This window comes from Rhodococcus sp. UYP9 (genome assembly GCF_040547235.1).
Classification (GTDB): domain Bacteria; phylum Actinomycetota; class Actinomycetes; order Mycobacteriales; family Mycobacteriaceae; genus Rhodococcoides.
The window spans coordinates 441,691-456,421 of sequence record NZ_JBEPPH010000002.1 but is presented as its reverse complement, the minus strand read 5'-3'; the positions used below and the strand labels follow the sequence as shown (position 1 = coordinate 456,421).

Below are 14,731 nucleotides of genomic sequence, written 5' to 3'. Positions count from 1 at the left end.
GGTCGACCGACAGAGGATCAGGCACGCTGCGAGGGCATGTTGTCAGATGGTTCGCCTACCGACGCTGCATGCTCGACGAACGGCTCTGGATCCGACACCTTCAACGCCTTCGCTACCAACTTGGACGGAAACGTCGTACGCGCCAGCGAGAGTCGATATGCGTTGTCGTTGTACACCCGCACTGCGCCTGCGATCCGCTTCTCGGTCGTCTCCAGATCCCCGGCGGGACCTTGGAAGGCCCAATTGGTCTTGAGCGTGGGATGCATGTCCGATTCCGCGAGCACCGAGTGCACTGCGGCGGACAGCGCATTCTCCGCGGCAGCCTGTGCGTTGAGACCCAGTTCGCGCTCGCGGACCGCTTTGGACCACGATCGAGCACCGACCAGGGCCCGGACTGTTTTCGCATCGAGCCCCGAGGACTCGACGGCAGCGATGAACGGCTCCAGCTGAACGTGACGGCGATCGAGTTCGACGGTCACGAGATGTCGACTCGCAGCGGTACGCGAGGTATAGCGTCGAACCCGCCGTTCGAGGCTCGCCGTGTAGGCAAGGAGAACGAGTACGAGGATCGCAAGAACCACGAAAACAGTCACGAGGTATGAATTTATCGGTGTACTGCCCGACACGCCCGCAGGCTCGCCCGCGTCGCGCGAATTAGGTCCGTCCGCGTCCTCGTCCGACAAGGTTGGTCAGCTTCCGGACCGCACTTTTGGGCACCTTGCTGCCGACGGCCGTCAGTACTTTGTACTGTGCGCCGGGAATGCTGATGACCTTGCCTTTGTCCAGATCCTTCATCGAGGTCTGCACAACCTGGTCGACGTTCAACCACATGAAGCTCGGGATCGAGGACATTTCGATGCCCGCCCGCTGATGGAACTCGGTCTTGATGAAACCAGGGCACAGGGCTTGGATCCGAACGCCGGTGCCGGCGAGACCACCGGACAAGCCTTCGGAGAACGAGATGACGTATGCCTTCGACGCCGAGTAGGTGGAGCCCCGTCCGGCCAACAAACCGGCCACACTCGCGACGTTGATCACGGTTCCCTTGGCCGCGGCAACCATCGACGGGAGCGCTGCTCGGGTGAAGTGCATGACGGCGGTGACGTTGACGTCCAACTGCGATTGCAACAGTTCCGGGTCGGCGGTCCAGAATTCGCCCGAGGTACCGAAGCCCGCGTTGTTGACCAGATACTCCACGCCCAGTTCCAAACGCGCGATCACGGTCTCGCGGCCGGCCGAGGTGGCCAGATCCGCGGCAATGATCTCCGAGTTCGCACCGAATCCGACGCGCAGGTCGTCGGCGAGGGCTCGTAGTTTCAACTCGTTACGAGCGACCAGCACCAGGTCGTAGCCGCGCGATGCCAGATGGCGCGCGAATTCACCACCGAGTCCCGAGGTGGGACCGGTGACGAGCGCGACGGGACGCGAAGCGGGTGTGGACATAGGTTCGATCGACTCAGCGGTCATAGAACTGAAGGCTATCTGCTCGAAGCCACTTGATGGCGTCTTGAAGGAACCCGACGTCGTTCCGATCGATCATCGGTCCTCAGGACTCGCGTCGACGCCGTTCCGCGTCGCGATTGATCGGGGTCGGGCCGCTCGGGCGTCGCGGCGGATCCACGGGTGCGGATACGGGCGGGCGCGGAGCCTGCCGGGCAGCGGGTGCCTGCGGACGGTTCGGAGGATGCCCACCCGCGTCGATATCGGGACGGCGACGCGGCATGTCGGGTCGGGGAGCTACCGGGCGGTTCCGGACGGGTGGCAGTACGTGGAGAAGTCCCGACAGTCTGGCCACCGCGTCGATAGCGGCATCCCAGTCGCGACCGGTGCTGTTCAGCGGCACCGACCCCAGTGCCCATTCGCTTTCGCTCCACAGCAGCGACACGTGTGCCGGAACGGACTCGGTGAAGGCCGCCATGCGCTGATCGCAGACCCGGCGAGCGATTTCGACATCGGTGGCGAACACGACGCGCGGACCGATCGACCCGAGCAATTCCATGTCCTTCTCACGCGGAGGCGGAGTCGATTTGAGACGAAGATCGATATCGACGTCCGACCCGACGGGACGCTTGACCGCCACGATGGTCGAGGTCTCCTCGACGTCGAACAGCACGAACTTCTCGCCCCTGCGAACGCCGCGGACGACATCGAGAGCAATCGCATCGTCGAGTTTGGCCAGCGCTGCCCGATGGAAATGCGAGATCAATTGATCATCCGTCGGGGCGTACGTATAGCCCTGGGCCTTCGCCCACATCTGTCGAACTCGCCCGAGCTGGTCGCGGCGCGATCGATCGACATAGAGAAGGGCGACCGCACCCGCGAGCGCGATCACTGCTAGTCCGAACCACATAACCGTCATCGGTGATCACCTTATAGCTTGCTGGGTGGGGCGCCTGCGTCGATGGAGCCGGGAGGGTTCAGCCACCGAATTTGGGCACTTCGATGATGACCTCGGCCGTGATGGAACCGCCTTCGACAGGTGCGCCGTTGACGACGACCAAGGATCCGACCTTCAAATCGGCGAGGTCGAAACCCGACAGGGAGATGACTTCGGTTTTGGGTGTCGTGGTCACTGTGACGGGAGCGCCGTCGACACCGTTGATCGAGATGGTGGTGCCGTCGATCGCGGTGATGGTTCCGACCGCAGCACCGGCCCCACCGAGGATCTCCGGAATCCCACCGGGCACGAGTCCACCGGGCGCCGAAGGAACGACGGGCGCGCGAGGCGGTGTACTGGGCAGCGGAGCCGAACTCTGGGGCAGCGTCCTGGTGATTCCGGGCGACGCAGTGACCTCGGAATCCGAGGACCGATTGGTGAGAAAGAGAATCCCAGCGAGTATCACGACGACAAGGACTGCCAGGGCAAGGAGAGCAACGAGCCACTTGTTGGACGAGTCACCGCCGGAACCGCCGCCCGAGGCCTCGACCGGTGTCTCCCCCGTGTAACCGGGAGGCTGACCATACTGCTCCGGGTTTAACGCGTACTGCTGGTTCGCGGCGTACTGCTGGTTGGCTGCGTACTGCTGGTTGGGGTCGTACGGGGGCATGGCCTGAGTCGGGTTCGGCTGCTGTGGATACGGCTGCCCGTACCCCTGCCCCTGTGACTGCGGAAAGCCGAACTGCTGAGTGGGCTGATCCGGATACGGCTGACCCGTCGGATAAGGCTGTGCACCTGGATAGGGCTCACCCGGTGGATAAGGCTGGGAGTCCGGGTACTGCTGATACTGCTGACCACCCTGGTTCTGCTGGGGTTGCCAGACCTCGGTGGGCTGGTCGTTCTCGGATCCCTCGGGCGGCGGGTTCGCGGTGCCATCTGCCCAGGACCGATCGCTGCCCCGAGGCCGATCACGCGGCTCATCCGGATTCGTCATGTTCACGAGGGTACGTCCGAAGTAGGGCCCACCGGAAAGTATCCGGTGGACCCTACTTCCATCAGCGAAGCATTCGTCAGCTCAGGATCAGCTGATCCCCGTCGGGAGAAACGTCCACCGAGACGGGGTCACCGTCGCGGACCTTGCCCGCCAGCAGCAGCTTGGCAAGCTGATCGCCGATTGCCTGCTGAGTCAGCCTGCGCAGCGGACGAGCCCCGTACAGCGGGTCGTAGCCGCGCGACGCCAACCACATCTTCGCCGCCGGGGAGACCTCGAGCGTCAGCCGTCGAGCAGCAAGACGCTTGGCCAATTGGCCGAGCTGGATGTCGACGATCGACTCGAGCTGTTCCTCGGACAAAGCGTCGAACACGACGACGTCGTCGAGACGGTTGACGAACTCGGGCTTGAACGCCCGCCGGACCGCATCCATGACCTGTTCCTTGTCACCACCTGCCCCGAGATTCGAGGTGAGGATCAAGATGGTGTTGCGGAAGTCGACCGTGCGGCCCTGGCCGTCGGTCAACCTGCCCTCGTCGAGCACGGCGAGCAGGATGTCGAAGACGTCCGGGTGCGCCTTCTCGACCTCGTCGAACAGCACGACGGTGTACGGACGCCTACGGACTGCTTCGGTGAGCTGCCCGCCTGCTTCGTACCCGACGTAGCCGGGAGGTGCACCGACCAATCGCGCTACTGCGTGCTTCTCGCTGTACTCGCTCATGTCGATGCGAACCATTGCGCGTTCGTCGTCGAACAGGAAGTCCGCGAGCGCTTTCGCGAGCTCGGTCTTGCCGACGCCGGTCGGACCGAGGAACAGGAACGATCCCGTCGGACGGTTCGGATCGGCGACCCCGGCGCGTGCTCGGCGGACCGCGTCGGACACCGCTTGGACGGCATCCTTCTGGCCGACGACGCGCTTGCCCAGCTCGTCTTCCATGCGCAGCAACTTCGCCGTCTCACCTTCGAGCATCCGACCTGCGGGAATTCCGGTCCATACCGCGACGACATCGGCGACGTCGTCCGGGCCGACCTCTTCCTTGAGCATGAGCCCTTCCTGCGCGGGCGTCGACTCGGTCTTGGCTGCGAGTTCCTTCTCCAGAGTCGGGATCCGGCCGTAACGCAGTTCCGCGGCCTTGCCGAGGTCACCGTCGCGCTCGGCGCGTTCGGATTCACCGCGTAGGTTCTCGAGCTCTTCTTTGAGAACACGCACGGAGTCGATGGCGGTCTTCTCGTTCTGCCAGCGGGTGCTCAACTGGTTGAGCTTCTCCTGGGAGTCCGCCAACTCGGCACGCAGCTTCTCGAGCCGAGCTTTCGACGCGTCGTCGGTCTCCTTCTCGAGTGCCATCTCTTCGATCTCGAGCCGACGAACCGACCGCTCCACCTCGTCGATTTCGACGGGCCGTGAGTCGATTTCCATGCGCAGTCTCGACGCGGCCTCGTCGACCAGGTCGATCGCCTTGTCTGGAAGGAACCGTGCGGTGATGTAGCGGTCGCTCAGTGTGGCCGCTGCGACGAGCGCCGAGTCGGTGATGCGAACACCGTGGTGGACCTCGTAGCGTTCCTTGAGTCCACGCAGAATTCCGACGGTGTCCTCGACCGAGGGTTCGCCGACGTAGACCTGCTGGAATCGCCGTTCGAGGGCGGCATCCTTCTCGATGTACTTGCGGTACTCCTCGAGTGTCGTGGCTCCGACGAGTCGCAGTTCACCGCGGGCGAGCATCGGCTTGATCATGTTGCCGGCATCCATTGCCGACTCACCGCTCGCGCCTGCGCCGACGATGGTGTGCAGTTCGTCGATGAAGGTGATGATCTGGCCGGCGGAGTTCTTGATGTCGTCGAGTACGGCTTTGAGCCGCTCCTCGAACTCACCGCGGAACTTCGCGCCCGCGACCATCGAGCCGAGGTCGAGCGACACCACGGTCTTGCCTTTCAGGCTTTCCGGCACGTCACCGGCGATGATCCGCTGCGCGAGTCCCTCCACGATGGCGGTCTTGCCGACACCGGGCTCGCCGATGAGAACGGGATTGTTCTTGGTACGACGCGAGAGGACCTGGACGACGCGCCTGATCTCGGTGTCGCGGCCGATGACCGGATCGAGCTTGCCTTCGCGAGCCTGAGCAGTCAGATCGGTGCTGTATTTTTCGAGGGCTTGGTAGGTGCTCTCGGGATCGGCGCTGGTGACGCGCGCACTCCCCCGGACAGCCTGGAATGCGTCGCGTAGCTCGTTGGCGCCTGCGCCGAGGCCGGTGAGGAGGTCGGCGACATCGGAACCACCTGTCGCGAGGCCGACCATCAGATGTTCGGTGGAGACGTACTCGTCGTCCAGTTCGGTCGCGAGCGCCTGTGCTGCGGTGATGGCCGCAAGCGCCTCACGTCCGAGCTGGGGAGTGGTTGTCGACCCTGTCGCGGAGGGCAAGCGGTCGACCAATTTCTGTGCTTCGGTACGCACCGCAATCGGGTCGACACCGACGGCCTTCAACAGGGGCGAGGCGATGCCGTCCGTTTGGTCCAGCAACGCCACCAACAAATGCGACGGGCGAATATCCGGATTTCCCGCTGCGGACGCGGCTTGCAATGCTGCGCTGAGCGCGGCCTGCGTTTTCGTTGTGGGGGTGAAGCTGTCCATCGGTCACCTACTTTCTCGACTGAGCGTTTCGTGTGTCGCTGGATGTAACACTACTCAAGTTGAGTCTGTTCCGCTCAAGTTCGCACAAGTGGCTCTATCAGCGTCGCATCAGCCCGCGAGAAGTCGCGGCTGCAACCGCCGAGGTCCGCGAATCCACGCCCAACTTGGTGTAGATGTGCGCGAGGTGGGACTTGACGGTCGCTTGGCTCAAGAACAATTTCTGACTGATCTGCAGGTTGGAGAGGCCCTCTGCCACCAACCCCAGTACCTCGATCTCCCGCAGAGTCAGCGCGTTGTCCGGCGTCCTCATCCGGTCCATCAGCCGCGAGGCGATCGATGGTGCGAGCGCGGACTTGCCCGATGCCGCAGTGCGAACCGCAGCCGCGAGCTCCTCGGGGGGTGCATCTTTCAGCAGATAGCCTGCTGCCCCGGCCTCGATGGCGGCAAGGATGTCCGCATCGGTGTCATAGGTCGTCAGCACCAATACGTGTGGCCCGTCCGGGCGAGCACTGATCACCGCGATAGCTTCGGCACCGTTCATTCCGGCCCCGAACTGCAGGTCCATCAGTACGACGTCCACGTCGAGTTCGGCGGACACTTCGATCGCTTCCTCGGCGGTCCGTGCCTCGGCTATAACCTGAAAGTCGGGTTCGGTCTCCAATACGGCTCGCAATCCGGCGCGCACAACCGGGTGATCGTCTGCCAGCAGAAGGCGAATCATGCTCGCGCCTCCAACGGCAAAGTGACGGCGATAGCGGTGCCCTCGCCGGGGGCGGTCTCCACCACCATCGTCCCGTTCAACGAGCGGGCTCGGGCTCGCATCCCCGGTAGCCCGAATCCTCGATCCGTGCGAGGAGGAAGCGCGTCGGGATCGAAACCCACTCCGTCGTCGACGACGTCGAGGGCGACTTCGGTGTCCATGTAGCTCAGCGTCACCGCTACTCGATCGGCATTACTGTGCTGAACGGCGTTGGCGAGGGCCGATTGAGCGATCCGGAGCAATGCGACCTCATGTGCGATCGGCAACGGAACCGGAGTGCCGGACAGCGTCCAATCGACCACCGGTCCACCAGCATGAAAGGCATTGGCGCACAATCGTTCCAAGGCTGCGGACAACGAACTGTTCTCGAGGTCGGGTGGGGTGAGGGCACGAACGAAACGACGCGCTTCCTCCAGATTGCTCACTGCCGTCTCCCGGGCATGGACGACGTGTTCTTTCGCTTCGTCCGGCCGCTCGGGGAGCATTCGTTCCGACGCACGCAGCAGTAACTGAATACTCGACAGCCCCTGCGCCAAGGTGTCGTGGATTTCGCGGGCAAGACGCTCGCGCTCCGCGAGGGCCCCTGCCGCATGCTCGGCCGCCGCCAGTTCTCCGCGGGTCGCGGTGAGCTCCTCGATGAGCCTGCGCCGTTGTTCACTCTCCCGGTAGAGAGCGTCGTAGCCGAAGACCACCGCAACGGCGACCGTCGCTCCGAGCGCCGGCCCGATGACGACTCCCACAGTGAGGGCACCTTGATGCCAGGAAAAACCACCGATCGCCGCGATCGTCGTCGCCGCAACAGCGGTCAGCCCCCATTTGGGGGACAACAGGTGTAGTTGCAGGAAGTAGAGCGGAAACGCGACGTACACGGCCTCCGGACTCAACACGAGCAACGCGATCCAGAGAACGCCGACCGCTACCAACCACTGCGCGGCCGCCGATCGAGAGGTTCGCGCCCTCGGCCACAACGCGCCTGCCGTGTACACCGCGCCGAGAAGCACCGCGATGACGACGATCGCGACCACGTCCGGCGCATCGTCCAGAACCGCACGCACGATTGAAAGCGCAACCAGTGCGACGAACATCAGATGTAGGCAGGCGCGCAGTACGCGAACGAGTGGGGTCTTCGAAGACGGATCCATAGATGCCACAGTCTATCGAGGTCGACTCCCTGACTGCATCGTCCGAAAGGTGTAGCGGGTCCTCCCCCTAACGGCCTCACCTATGCAGTCTGCCGGTCGATGCCGAACACGCAGGTTCCGACCAGAGTTGAGATCAGTCACCGAGACCCCATTCGGTGGCATGCAAGGAGAGGCAAAAAGCCGTGTTCGTCGCCTGGAGAGATCTACTGTTCGCCAAGGGTCGGTTCGCCCTGATGGGCACCGTCATCATCCTGATCACCATGTTGGTCGGCCTGTTGTCCGGGCTCACCGCCGGGCTCGGGAAGGAAAGCACATCCGCCATTACCGGCCTGTCCGCGGACCGGCTGGCGTTTTCCGAGCCTGCCGCGGGTAAGTCGGTGTCGTTCACCGACTCCACTGTCACAGAATCCATGTGGCAACAGTGGTCGAGCGTCGACGGCGTCGACCGAGCCGATCCCCTCGGCATCACCACCACCAAGGCCGAGGCCGGTGAGCACAGCGCTGCAATCTCTGCCTTCGGCGTGCAGCAGGGCTCGGCCCTGGCTCCCGAATCGGACCGCATAGTTCCCGGCACTGCCGTGTTGTCGACGTCCGCAGCCGATGAGCTCGACGTGAGCACCGGCGACGACTTCCGCCTCGGTGGGCAGCGTCTGACCGTCGTGGCGATCGACGGCGACGCCTCCTACAGCCACACCCCGGTGATCTTCATGGACCTGGCCGCCTGGCAGACCCTGACCGGCGGCTCGTCGACCGGTCCGCTGTCGGCCACCGTGATCGGTTTGACCACCAGCGGCGACACTGCCGACCTGGCTGCAGCCGACGCGCAGATCGGTACCGACACCGTGACCACGTCCGATGCCAAATCTGCAATCGGTTCCTACACCTCGGAGAATGGTTCGCTCCAGCTGATGCGCGCGTTCATGTTCGCAATCTCGGCGCTGGTAATCGGTGCATTCTTCACCGTGTGGACCATCCAGCGCACCGGCGACGTCGCCGTCCTCAAAGCCCTCGGCGCGTCCACCGGCTACCTGTTGCGAGATGCGCTCGGCCAAGCAGTCCTGCTACTGACTGCAGGCACGGCGATCGGAACCGCACTCGCCGCCGGCGTCGGAGCATTGGTCGGCGGGGCAGTCCCGTTCGTACTCGATATCGGCACCGTGGCACTGCCCGCACTGATCATCATCATCCTCGGCGCGATGGGCGCCGGACTGTCCATCAACCGCATCACCTCGGTTGACCCACTCACTGCACTCGGGAGCGCACGATGAGCTTGAACCTGACCGACATCACCCTCACCTACCCCGACGGCGCCGGCCGCCTCACCGCCCTGGACAGCGTCGACCTGACTGTCGAAAAGGGCACGATGACAGCGATCATCGGGCCGTCCGGCTCCGGGAAGTCCAGCCTGCTCGCCGTCGCGGCAACCCTGATCACGCCCGACCACGGCCACGTCGTCATCGACGGGGTTTCGACCGATTCACTGTCCCGCGGCGATTTGACCACTCTGCGCCGCAACAAGGTCGGCATGGTTTTCCAACAACCGAACCTGCTCCCCTCGCTGACCGCAGTCGAGCAGCTGCAGGTCATCGCACACATCAACGGCCACTCTCCGCGGGCGGCAAAAGAAAAGGCGTTGGCGATGCTCGATTCTGTCGGGCTGGGTAAGGAAGCAGACAAGCGACCGAACCAGTTGTCCGGTGGTCAACGTCAGCGGGTCAACATCGTCAGAGCCATGATGAACGACCCCGCGGTGTTGCTCGTCGACGAGCCCACCAGCGCGCTGGACCAAGAGCGCGGTGCGGCGATCTTGGACCTCATCACCACCCTGACGCACCGCAACGCGACCGCTACAGTGGTCGTCACGCACGACCACTCTCATCTATCAGCCATGGACAACGTCGTCGAAATCATCGACGGAGTTCTGCGGACCTCGGTGAAGAGCGGCGCCTGATCGAGGAGAGGTCGACTATCGTCACCTCCGTTCGTCTAGTTTGGTAGTCGGGCTACTGGGACGGAGGTTGGTTCATGCAGGACGAGCGAGCTATTGCCCTGATCCGGGCCGGTTTCAAATCGGTGCAGGCCGCCGAGGATGGTCCGGATCGGTTGGCCCGCTCCTTTTTTGCACACCTGTTCGCACAGAATCCGGACTTCCGGACGCTCTTTCCGGTGTCGATGGATCAACTCCGTCGCCATTTCGTTCTTGCACTGGGCTACATATTCGACAATCTCGACAAGACGGACCAGGTCGAACCGTTTCTCGAGCAACTCGGACGCGATCACCGAAAGCACGCAATCACCGGCGCACACTTTCGCGCAGGGCAGTCCGCGCTCATTGCGGCCTTCCGTGGTTTCGTAGGTAACGAGGTGTGGACCGAAGAAGTCGAAGCGGCCTGGACCGACACGCTCGATGCAGTGAGCCGCAGCATGGCGGTAGCAGCGGACAACGACGAGTTGCCGCCGTATTGGGGTGCGACCGTCGTCGAGCACCACCGGGTACTCGACGATCTGGCGATCATTCGACTGAAGGTCGACGAGCCGATTCCCTACTACCCGGGCCAATATGTCAGCGTTCAAATTCCCCAACGCCCCAATCTGTGGCGATACCTCTCACCGGCGATACCGAGTAATCCACAGGGGGAGATCGAATTTCACGTTCGGCGCGTCTCGGGAGGATGGGTCAGTCCCGCGATGGTCTCCGAGGTGTCTATCGGCGACAGGTGGGCGATAAGTCCTCCTCTCGGCGGCATGTCCATCGATCGAAACAGTCACGAGGACGTGCTGATGATTGCCGGCGGAACCGGGATTGCGCCGCTACGAGCGCAGATCATGGACATGGCGTTGCGCAGCACCAACCCACGCGTTCACCTGTTCGTCAGCGGCGTGTACCCGTGCGATCTGTACGACATCGAAACGCTGTGGCAGATTTCGCTGTCGAATCCATGGTTGACGGTAGTTCCGGTGACCGAGGATTACGAGGACCCCTGGTGGTACTCCGGTCCTACGCGTGAACTGCCGTGGGGAATGCATCGTCAACTCTATGGTCAGATCAGCACTGTCGTAACGCAATTCGGCTCATGGGCGGACCGGCAAATTCAGATATCCGGATCCCCCTCGATGGTGCGTACGACCATGTACGCACTGCGCAGAAGCGGTACGCCGATGGAGCACATACAGCACGATCCGCTCTAGATATTGCTGCGCCCCTGCCAGTACGGATCCCGCAGTGTGCGCTTGTACAACTTTCCGTTCGGATCTCTGGGCAGCTCTGCTACGTAGTCCACGGACTTCGGCAGCTTGAACTTGGCCAAACGCTCACGCGCGAATGCCATGATCTCCTCGGTAAGTTCGTCACTGGGCTCGACACCCGCCTCCGGTTGTACGACAGCTTTGATCTCCTCGCCCCAATCCACATGGGGTACACCGAATACCGCGATATCGGCGATCTTGGGGTGGTTGATCATCTCACCCTCGATCTCGGCGGGGTAGATGTTGACTCCCCCGGAGATGATCATGTCGGACTTACGATCACACAGGAAGAGATACCCGTCCTCGTCGAGGTAGCCGATGTCGCCGAGCGTGAAAAGGTCTCCCACTCGCGCTTCCGCGGTCTTCTTCTCGTCGTGGTGATATTCGAAACTGGAGCCGCCCATCCGCATGTAGATCTGCCCCGGCTCACCCACCGGAAGTTCGATTCCGTCGTCGCCGAGCACCTTGACCACCGAGTTGGGCCATGCAGTGCCCACCGATCCGGGTTTACGCAGCCATGCTTCACCCGAGATGACGGTCCCACCGCCCTCCGTCGCTGCATAGTATTCGGTCACCACAGGCCCCCACCACTCGAGCATGCGCCGCTTGACCTCGAGCGGGCACGGCGCAGCACCGTGGATCATGAATCGGAGCGAGGACACGTCGTACTGCGCTCGCGCGGCTTCCGGTAGCGCCAGTAAGCGGTGGAACTGTGTCGGGACCATATGACTGTGCGTGACGCGGTGGCGGTCGATCAAGGCGAGCATCTCTTCCGGATCCCATCGATCCATCAGTATTACCTTGTGCCCCAATTGAATCGAGATAACTACGAAGTTCAGTACGGCTGTGTGATACAACGGCGAACCGCAGATATGCACGTGATCGTCGAATGGCTTGATCCCGAAGATTCCGAAGAAGCCACTCGATGCGAGTGGCACTTAGTCGGGGTCGGCGCCGGTGAGCGGGCGCCGGACCCCTTTCGGCTTTCCCGTCGTTCCCGAGGTGTAGAGCATCGGCCCACCCAGGGTGCGGATCTCCGGTCGTTCCTCGGACTCGCCGAGATCCTGCAGTGGGGTGAAACCGTCGATCGCGCCAACGGAGAACCGGCCTTCGACTCCGGATTCCTCGGCGGCAAAGGTCGCCGCCTCCGCGAAAAGATCCGATGCGACAAAGGCTTTCGCCTCGCTGTCCTTCAATATGTAGGCAACCTCGGGTCCGGTGAGGTGCCAATTGACCGCGACGATGTACAACCCGGTCTGCAAAGCCGCGAAATAGAACGCGACGAGGTCGGCACTGTTGTGCAACATCATCACGACGCTGTCACCGGGCCGGAGACCCAAGTCGTGGAGGCCACGTCCATATTTGTTTGCCGTGGAAGCCAACTCGCCGAAACTGTACTCGCCGCCGATCGGGTCCACCAGGGCGATTCGATCGGGCTCCTCGGCAGCGATGTTCCACAATCCACCGCCTCGGGTCTGCGTATTGGTGTCGACGGTCATAGCTCCCAATCTAGAACTCGTTCTACTCCTTGAGCAAGGCCCCGAGTTCATGTACTCGATCTGCAGTATCTGCGGTCACCAGAAGCATCGTGACGCCAGCATCCTCCCACCGCTTCACCTCTTCGCGGACGTAATCGGCGTTTCCGATGATCATGGTTTCGGCAACCATCTCATCGGGCACCATCGCTGCGGCCTCGTCCTTACGCCCGGACTGATAGAGCTTGCCGATTTCCGCGACTTCGCGGTCGTAACCCATTCGGTTGTACACCTGGGCGTGAAAGTTCAGTTCCGGCGCGCCCATGCCTCCCACGTACAGCGCAATGGTCGGTTTGAGCCGCGCGATGGTGGCAGCTCGATCGTCGGTGAGCACTACCTGGCAGGTGGCAGCAACTTCGAAATCGGCTCGGCTGCGTCGCGCGCCCGGGCGGGCGAATCCCTCGTCCAGCCACCCGTTGTACATCGATGCAAGCCGCGGCGAATAGTAGATAGCCAGCCAGCCGTCCGCGATCTCGGCGGCGAGGGCAACATTCTTGGGACCTTCCGCACCCAGCCAGATCGGCAGGTCCGCGCGCAGCGGATGAGTGATCGGCTTGAGCGGCTTCCCCATCCCCGTTCCGTCCACGGGCAGCGGATAGTGCGGCCCCGCACTGGTAACCGGCGCCTCGCGGGCGAGAACCTGCCGCACGATGTCGATGTATTCCCGAGTACGAGCCAGGGGTTTGGCGAACGGTTGCCCGTACCACCCCTCGACGACCTGGGGGCCCGAGACGCCCAGGCCCAGGATCGCCCGTCCTCCGCTCAGATGGTCCAGCGTCAAAGCATGCATCGCACAATTCGTCGGTGTACGAGCGGACAATTGCGCAACCGAAGTACCGAGCTGCACCGATTCCGTCCGGGCGCCCCACCACGCCAACGGAGTGAACGCGTCCGAACCCCAGGATTCGGCGGCGAAGATCGCGTCGAAGCCGGCGGCTTCGGCCGCATCGACCAGTTCTCCCGTGCCAGTTGGTGGCTGCGCACCCCAGTATCCGAGCTGCAATCCGAGCTTCATTCACGAGCCTTCCCGTAGCGCGGCCTTGCCACCATAATGAGAACCTGTTCTACTGAAAAATGTGACTATGGTGAGTACACCACTCAGCGCGCCCTTGAACAACGCCTTCGACTACACCCGCTCTGTCGGGCCGACCATCGGGGCTTTTTTGACGGGACTGCGCCGCAAGCAATTCATCGGCGGACGAGGAAGCGACGGGCGGGTATACGTACCCCCACCCGAATACGACTCCGTCACAAAAGAACCCGTCACCGACTTCGTCGACGTCGGTTCCACAGGCACCGTAACTTCGTGGTCCTGGGTAAACACTCCGTACGACGACCACCCTCTCGATCACCCTTTCGCCTTCGCGCTGATCCAGCTCGACGGTGCCGACACCTCACTCCTTCATGCCGTCGACGCCGAGTCCGCGGACCGGATGTCCACCGGAATGCGCGTACAGCCGCGGTGGGCGCAGGACCGCACCGGCGACATTCACGACGTCGTGTGCTTCGAACCTGCGGAGCGAACGGAAGAGTCCGGACCCGAACCCGAAGGTGCGTCCCGGGAAACCGTCGAGATGATCACCACCCCCGTCCGCCTCGAGTACACCCACACTGCCTCCGCCGAGGAAAGCTACTACCTTCGCGGTCTCGCCGAAGGGCGCTTCATCGGGGGTCGAACAGATTCCGAGGGCAAGGTCTACGTCCCGCCGCGCGGCGCAAGCCCGACGGACGGTCGGCCGACGACGGAGAGGGTCGAACTACCCGACCACGGCATCATGACGACCTACTGCATCGTCAATGTTCCGTTCAAGGGCCAGAAGATCAAGCCCCCGTACATTGCGGCATATGTGCTGCTCGACGGCGCCGACATTCCGTTTCAGCATTTGATTCTCGAATGCGATCCGGCGGAAGTTCGGATGGGGATGCGGGTCGAGGCCAAGTGGAAGCCGCGCGCGGAATGGGGTTACACGCTCGAGAACATCGAGTACTTCAGGCCGACGGGTGAACCCGACGCCGAGTACGACACCTACAAGCACCACCTCTGAGGGGCGAGA

Annotated in this window: 13 protein-coding genes and 1 pseudogene; 4 read left to right on the top strand and 10 right to left on the bottom strand. The window is 62.9% G+C overall.

Going from position 1 to position 14,731, the window contains the following annotated elements:
* Nucleotides 1-17: 17 nt before the first annotated feature.
* From ABIB36_RS08465 to ABIB36_RS08435, 7 genes are all read right to left on the bottom strand, one after another.
* A complete protein-coding gene (locus ABIB36_RS08465) occupies nucleotides 18-593 on the bottom strand; it encodes a LemA family protein (protein WP_354559779.1) in 576 nt (191 codons plus the stop codon).
* A 61-nt stretch (nucleotides 594-654) separates the two neighbouring features.
* Entirely contained in the window at nucleotides 655-1,443 is a 789-nt protein-coding gene (locus ABIB36_RS08460; RefSeq protein ID WP_179142204.1) for an SDR family NAD(P)-dependent oxidoreductase, read from the bottom strand.
* Nucleotides 1,444-1,546: 103 nt separating this feature from the next.
* Entirely contained in the window at nucleotides 1,547-2,350 is an 804-nt protein-coding gene (locus ABIB36_RS08455) for a TtfA family protein (protein ID WP_354560203.1), read from the bottom strand.
* A gap of 67 nt (nucleotides 2,351-2,417) precedes the next feature.
* The gene (locus ABIB36_RS08450; RefSeq protein ID WP_256895470.1) at nucleotides 2,418-3,371 is read right to left on the bottom strand and encodes a DUF5666 domain-containing protein; all 954 of its coding nucleotides are present in this window, start codon (nucleotides 3,369-3,371) and stop codon (nucleotides 2,418-2,420) included.
* A gap of 76 nt (nucleotides 3,372-3,447) precedes the next feature.
* Complete coding sequence (gene clpB, locus ABIB36_RS08445) at nucleotides 3,448-5,994, bottom strand: ATP-dependent chaperone ClpB (protein WP_084345436.1); 2,547 nt, start codon at nucleotides 5,992-5,994, stop codon at nucleotides 3,448-3,450.
* A gap of 97 nt (nucleotides 5,995-6,091) precedes the next feature.
* Entirely contained in the window at nucleotides 6,092-6,715 is a 624-nt protein-coding gene (locus tag ABIB36_RS08440; RefSeq protein WP_084345437.1) for a response regulator, read from the bottom strand.
* Nucleotides 6,712-7,896, bottom strand: coding sequence for a sensor histidine kinase (locus ABIB36_RS08435; protein WP_354559782.1), 1,185 nt, complete (start codon nucleotides 7,894-7,896; stop codon nucleotides 6,712-6,714). The genes ABIB36_RS08440 and ABIB36_RS08435 overlap by 4 nt, the downstream gene beginning before the upstream one ends.
* A gap of 182 nt (nucleotides 7,897-8,078) precedes the next feature.
* Between ABIB36_RS08435 and ABIB36_RS08430 the strand changes: the two genes are divergently transcribed.
* The 3 genes from ABIB36_RS08430 to ABIB36_RS08420 all read left to right on the top strand — a co-directional run bounded on the left by ABIB36_RS08430 (nucleotide 8,079) and on the right by ABIB36_RS08420 (nucleotide 11,085).
* Nucleotides 8,079-9,164, top strand: coding sequence for an ABC transporter permease (locus ABIB36_RS08430; RefSeq protein WP_354559784.1), 1,086 nt, complete (start codon nucleotides 8,079-8,081; stop codon nucleotides 9,162-9,164).
* On the top strand, nucleotides 9,161-9,847 hold the full coding sequence (locus ABIB36_RS08425; RefSeq protein WP_084345439.1) for an ABC transporter ATP-binding protein: 687 nt from the start codon (nucleotides 9,161-9,163) through the stop codon (nucleotides 9,845-9,847). Before ABIB36_RS08430 ends, ABIB36_RS08425 begins: the two co-directional genes overlap by 4 nt.
* 74 nt (nucleotides 9,848-9,921) lie before the next feature.
* Nucleotides 9,922-11,085 (top strand): FAD-binding oxidoreductase, encoded by a 1,164-nt coding sequence (locus ABIB36_RS08420; protein WP_354559787.1) that lies wholly within the window; start codon nucleotides 9,922-9,924, stop codon nucleotides 11,083-11,085.
* On the opposite strand, the gene ABIB36_RS08415 is transcribed toward ABIB36_RS08420, so the two are convergent.
* From ABIB36_RS08415 to ABIB36_RS08405, 3 genes and pseudogenes are all read right to left on the bottom strand, one after another.
* Entirely contained in the window at nucleotides 11,082-11,408 is a 327-nt protein-coding gene (locus ABIB36_RS08415; RefSeq protein WP_354571554.1) for an AMP-binding enzyme, read from the bottom strand. The genes ABIB36_RS08420 and ABIB36_RS08415 overlap by 4 nt on opposite strands.
* Nucleotides 11,409-11,558: 150 nt before the next feature.
* Nucleotides 11,559-12,641, bottom strand: a pseudogene (locus ABIB36_RS08410) (AMP-binding protein); the annotation flags it as partial.
* A 22-nt stretch (nucleotides 12,642-12,663) separates the two neighbouring features.
* Nucleotides 12,664-13,692, bottom strand: a complete 1,029-nt coding sequence (locus tag ABIB36_RS08405) for an LLM class F420-dependent oxidoreductase (RefSeq protein ID WP_354559789.1) — start codon at nucleotides 13,690-13,692, stop codon at nucleotides 12,664-12,666.
* Nucleotides 13,693-13,759: 67 nt separating this feature from the next.
* On the opposite strand from ABIB36_RS08405, the gene ABIB36_RS08400 reads away from it, so the two are divergent.
* Nucleotides 13,760-14,722: a Zn-ribbon domain-containing OB-fold protein gene (locus tag ABIB36_RS08400; protein ID WP_354559791.1), complete on the top strand. Its 963-nt coding sequence runs from the start codon at nucleotides 13,760-13,762 to the stop codon at nucleotides 14,720-14,722.
* Nucleotides 14,723-14,731 lie beyond the last annotated feature (9 nt).

Bases quoted from the DNA above. Each gene is read 5' to 3' on its own strand.
- ABIB36_RS08405 (WP_354559789.1), bottom strand. From the start codon at position 13,692: ATGAAGCTCGGATTGCAGCTCGGATACTGGGGTGCGCAGCCACCAACT.
- ABIB36_RS08455 (WP_354560203.1), bottom strand. From the start codon at position 2,350: ATGTGGTTCGGACTAGCAGTGATCGCGCTCGCGGGTGCGGTCGCCCTT.
- ABIB36_RS08450 (WP_256895470.1), bottom strand. From the start codon at position 3,371: ATGACGAATCCGGATGAGCCGCGTGATCGGCCTCGGGGCAGCGATCGG.
- ABIB36_RS08425 (WP_084345439.1), top strand. From the start codon at position 9,161: ATGAGCTTGAACCTGACCGACATCACCCTCACCTACCCCGACGGCGCC.
- ABIB36_RS08435 (WP_354559782.1), bottom strand. From the start codon at position 7,896: ATGGATCCGTCTTCGAAGACCCCACTCGTTCGCGTACTGCGCGCCTGC.
- clpB (WP_084345436.1), bottom strand. From the start codon at position 5,994: ATGGACAGCTTCACCCCCACAACGAAAACGCAGGCCGCGCTCAGCGCA.
- ABIB36_RS08415 (WP_354571554.1), bottom strand. From the start codon at position 11,408: ATGATCATCTCCGGGGGAGTCAACATCTACCCCGCCGAGATCGAGGGT.
- ABIB36_RS08440 (WP_084345437.1), bottom strand. From the start codon at position 6,715: ATGATTCGCCTTCTGCTGGCAGACGATCACCCGGTTGTGCGCGCCGGA.
- ABIB36_RS08400 (WP_354559791.1), top strand. From the start codon at position 13,760: ATGGTGAGTACACCACTCAGCGCGCCCTTGAACAACGCCTTCGACTAC.
- ABIB36_RS08460 (WP_179142204.1), bottom strand. From the start codon at position 1,443: ATGTCCACACCCGCTTCGCGTCCCGTCGCGCTCGTCACCGGTCCCACC.
- ABIB36_RS08420 (WP_354559787.1), top strand. From the start codon at position 9,922: ATGCAGGACGAGCGAGCTATTGCCCTGATCCGGGCCGGTTTCAAATCG.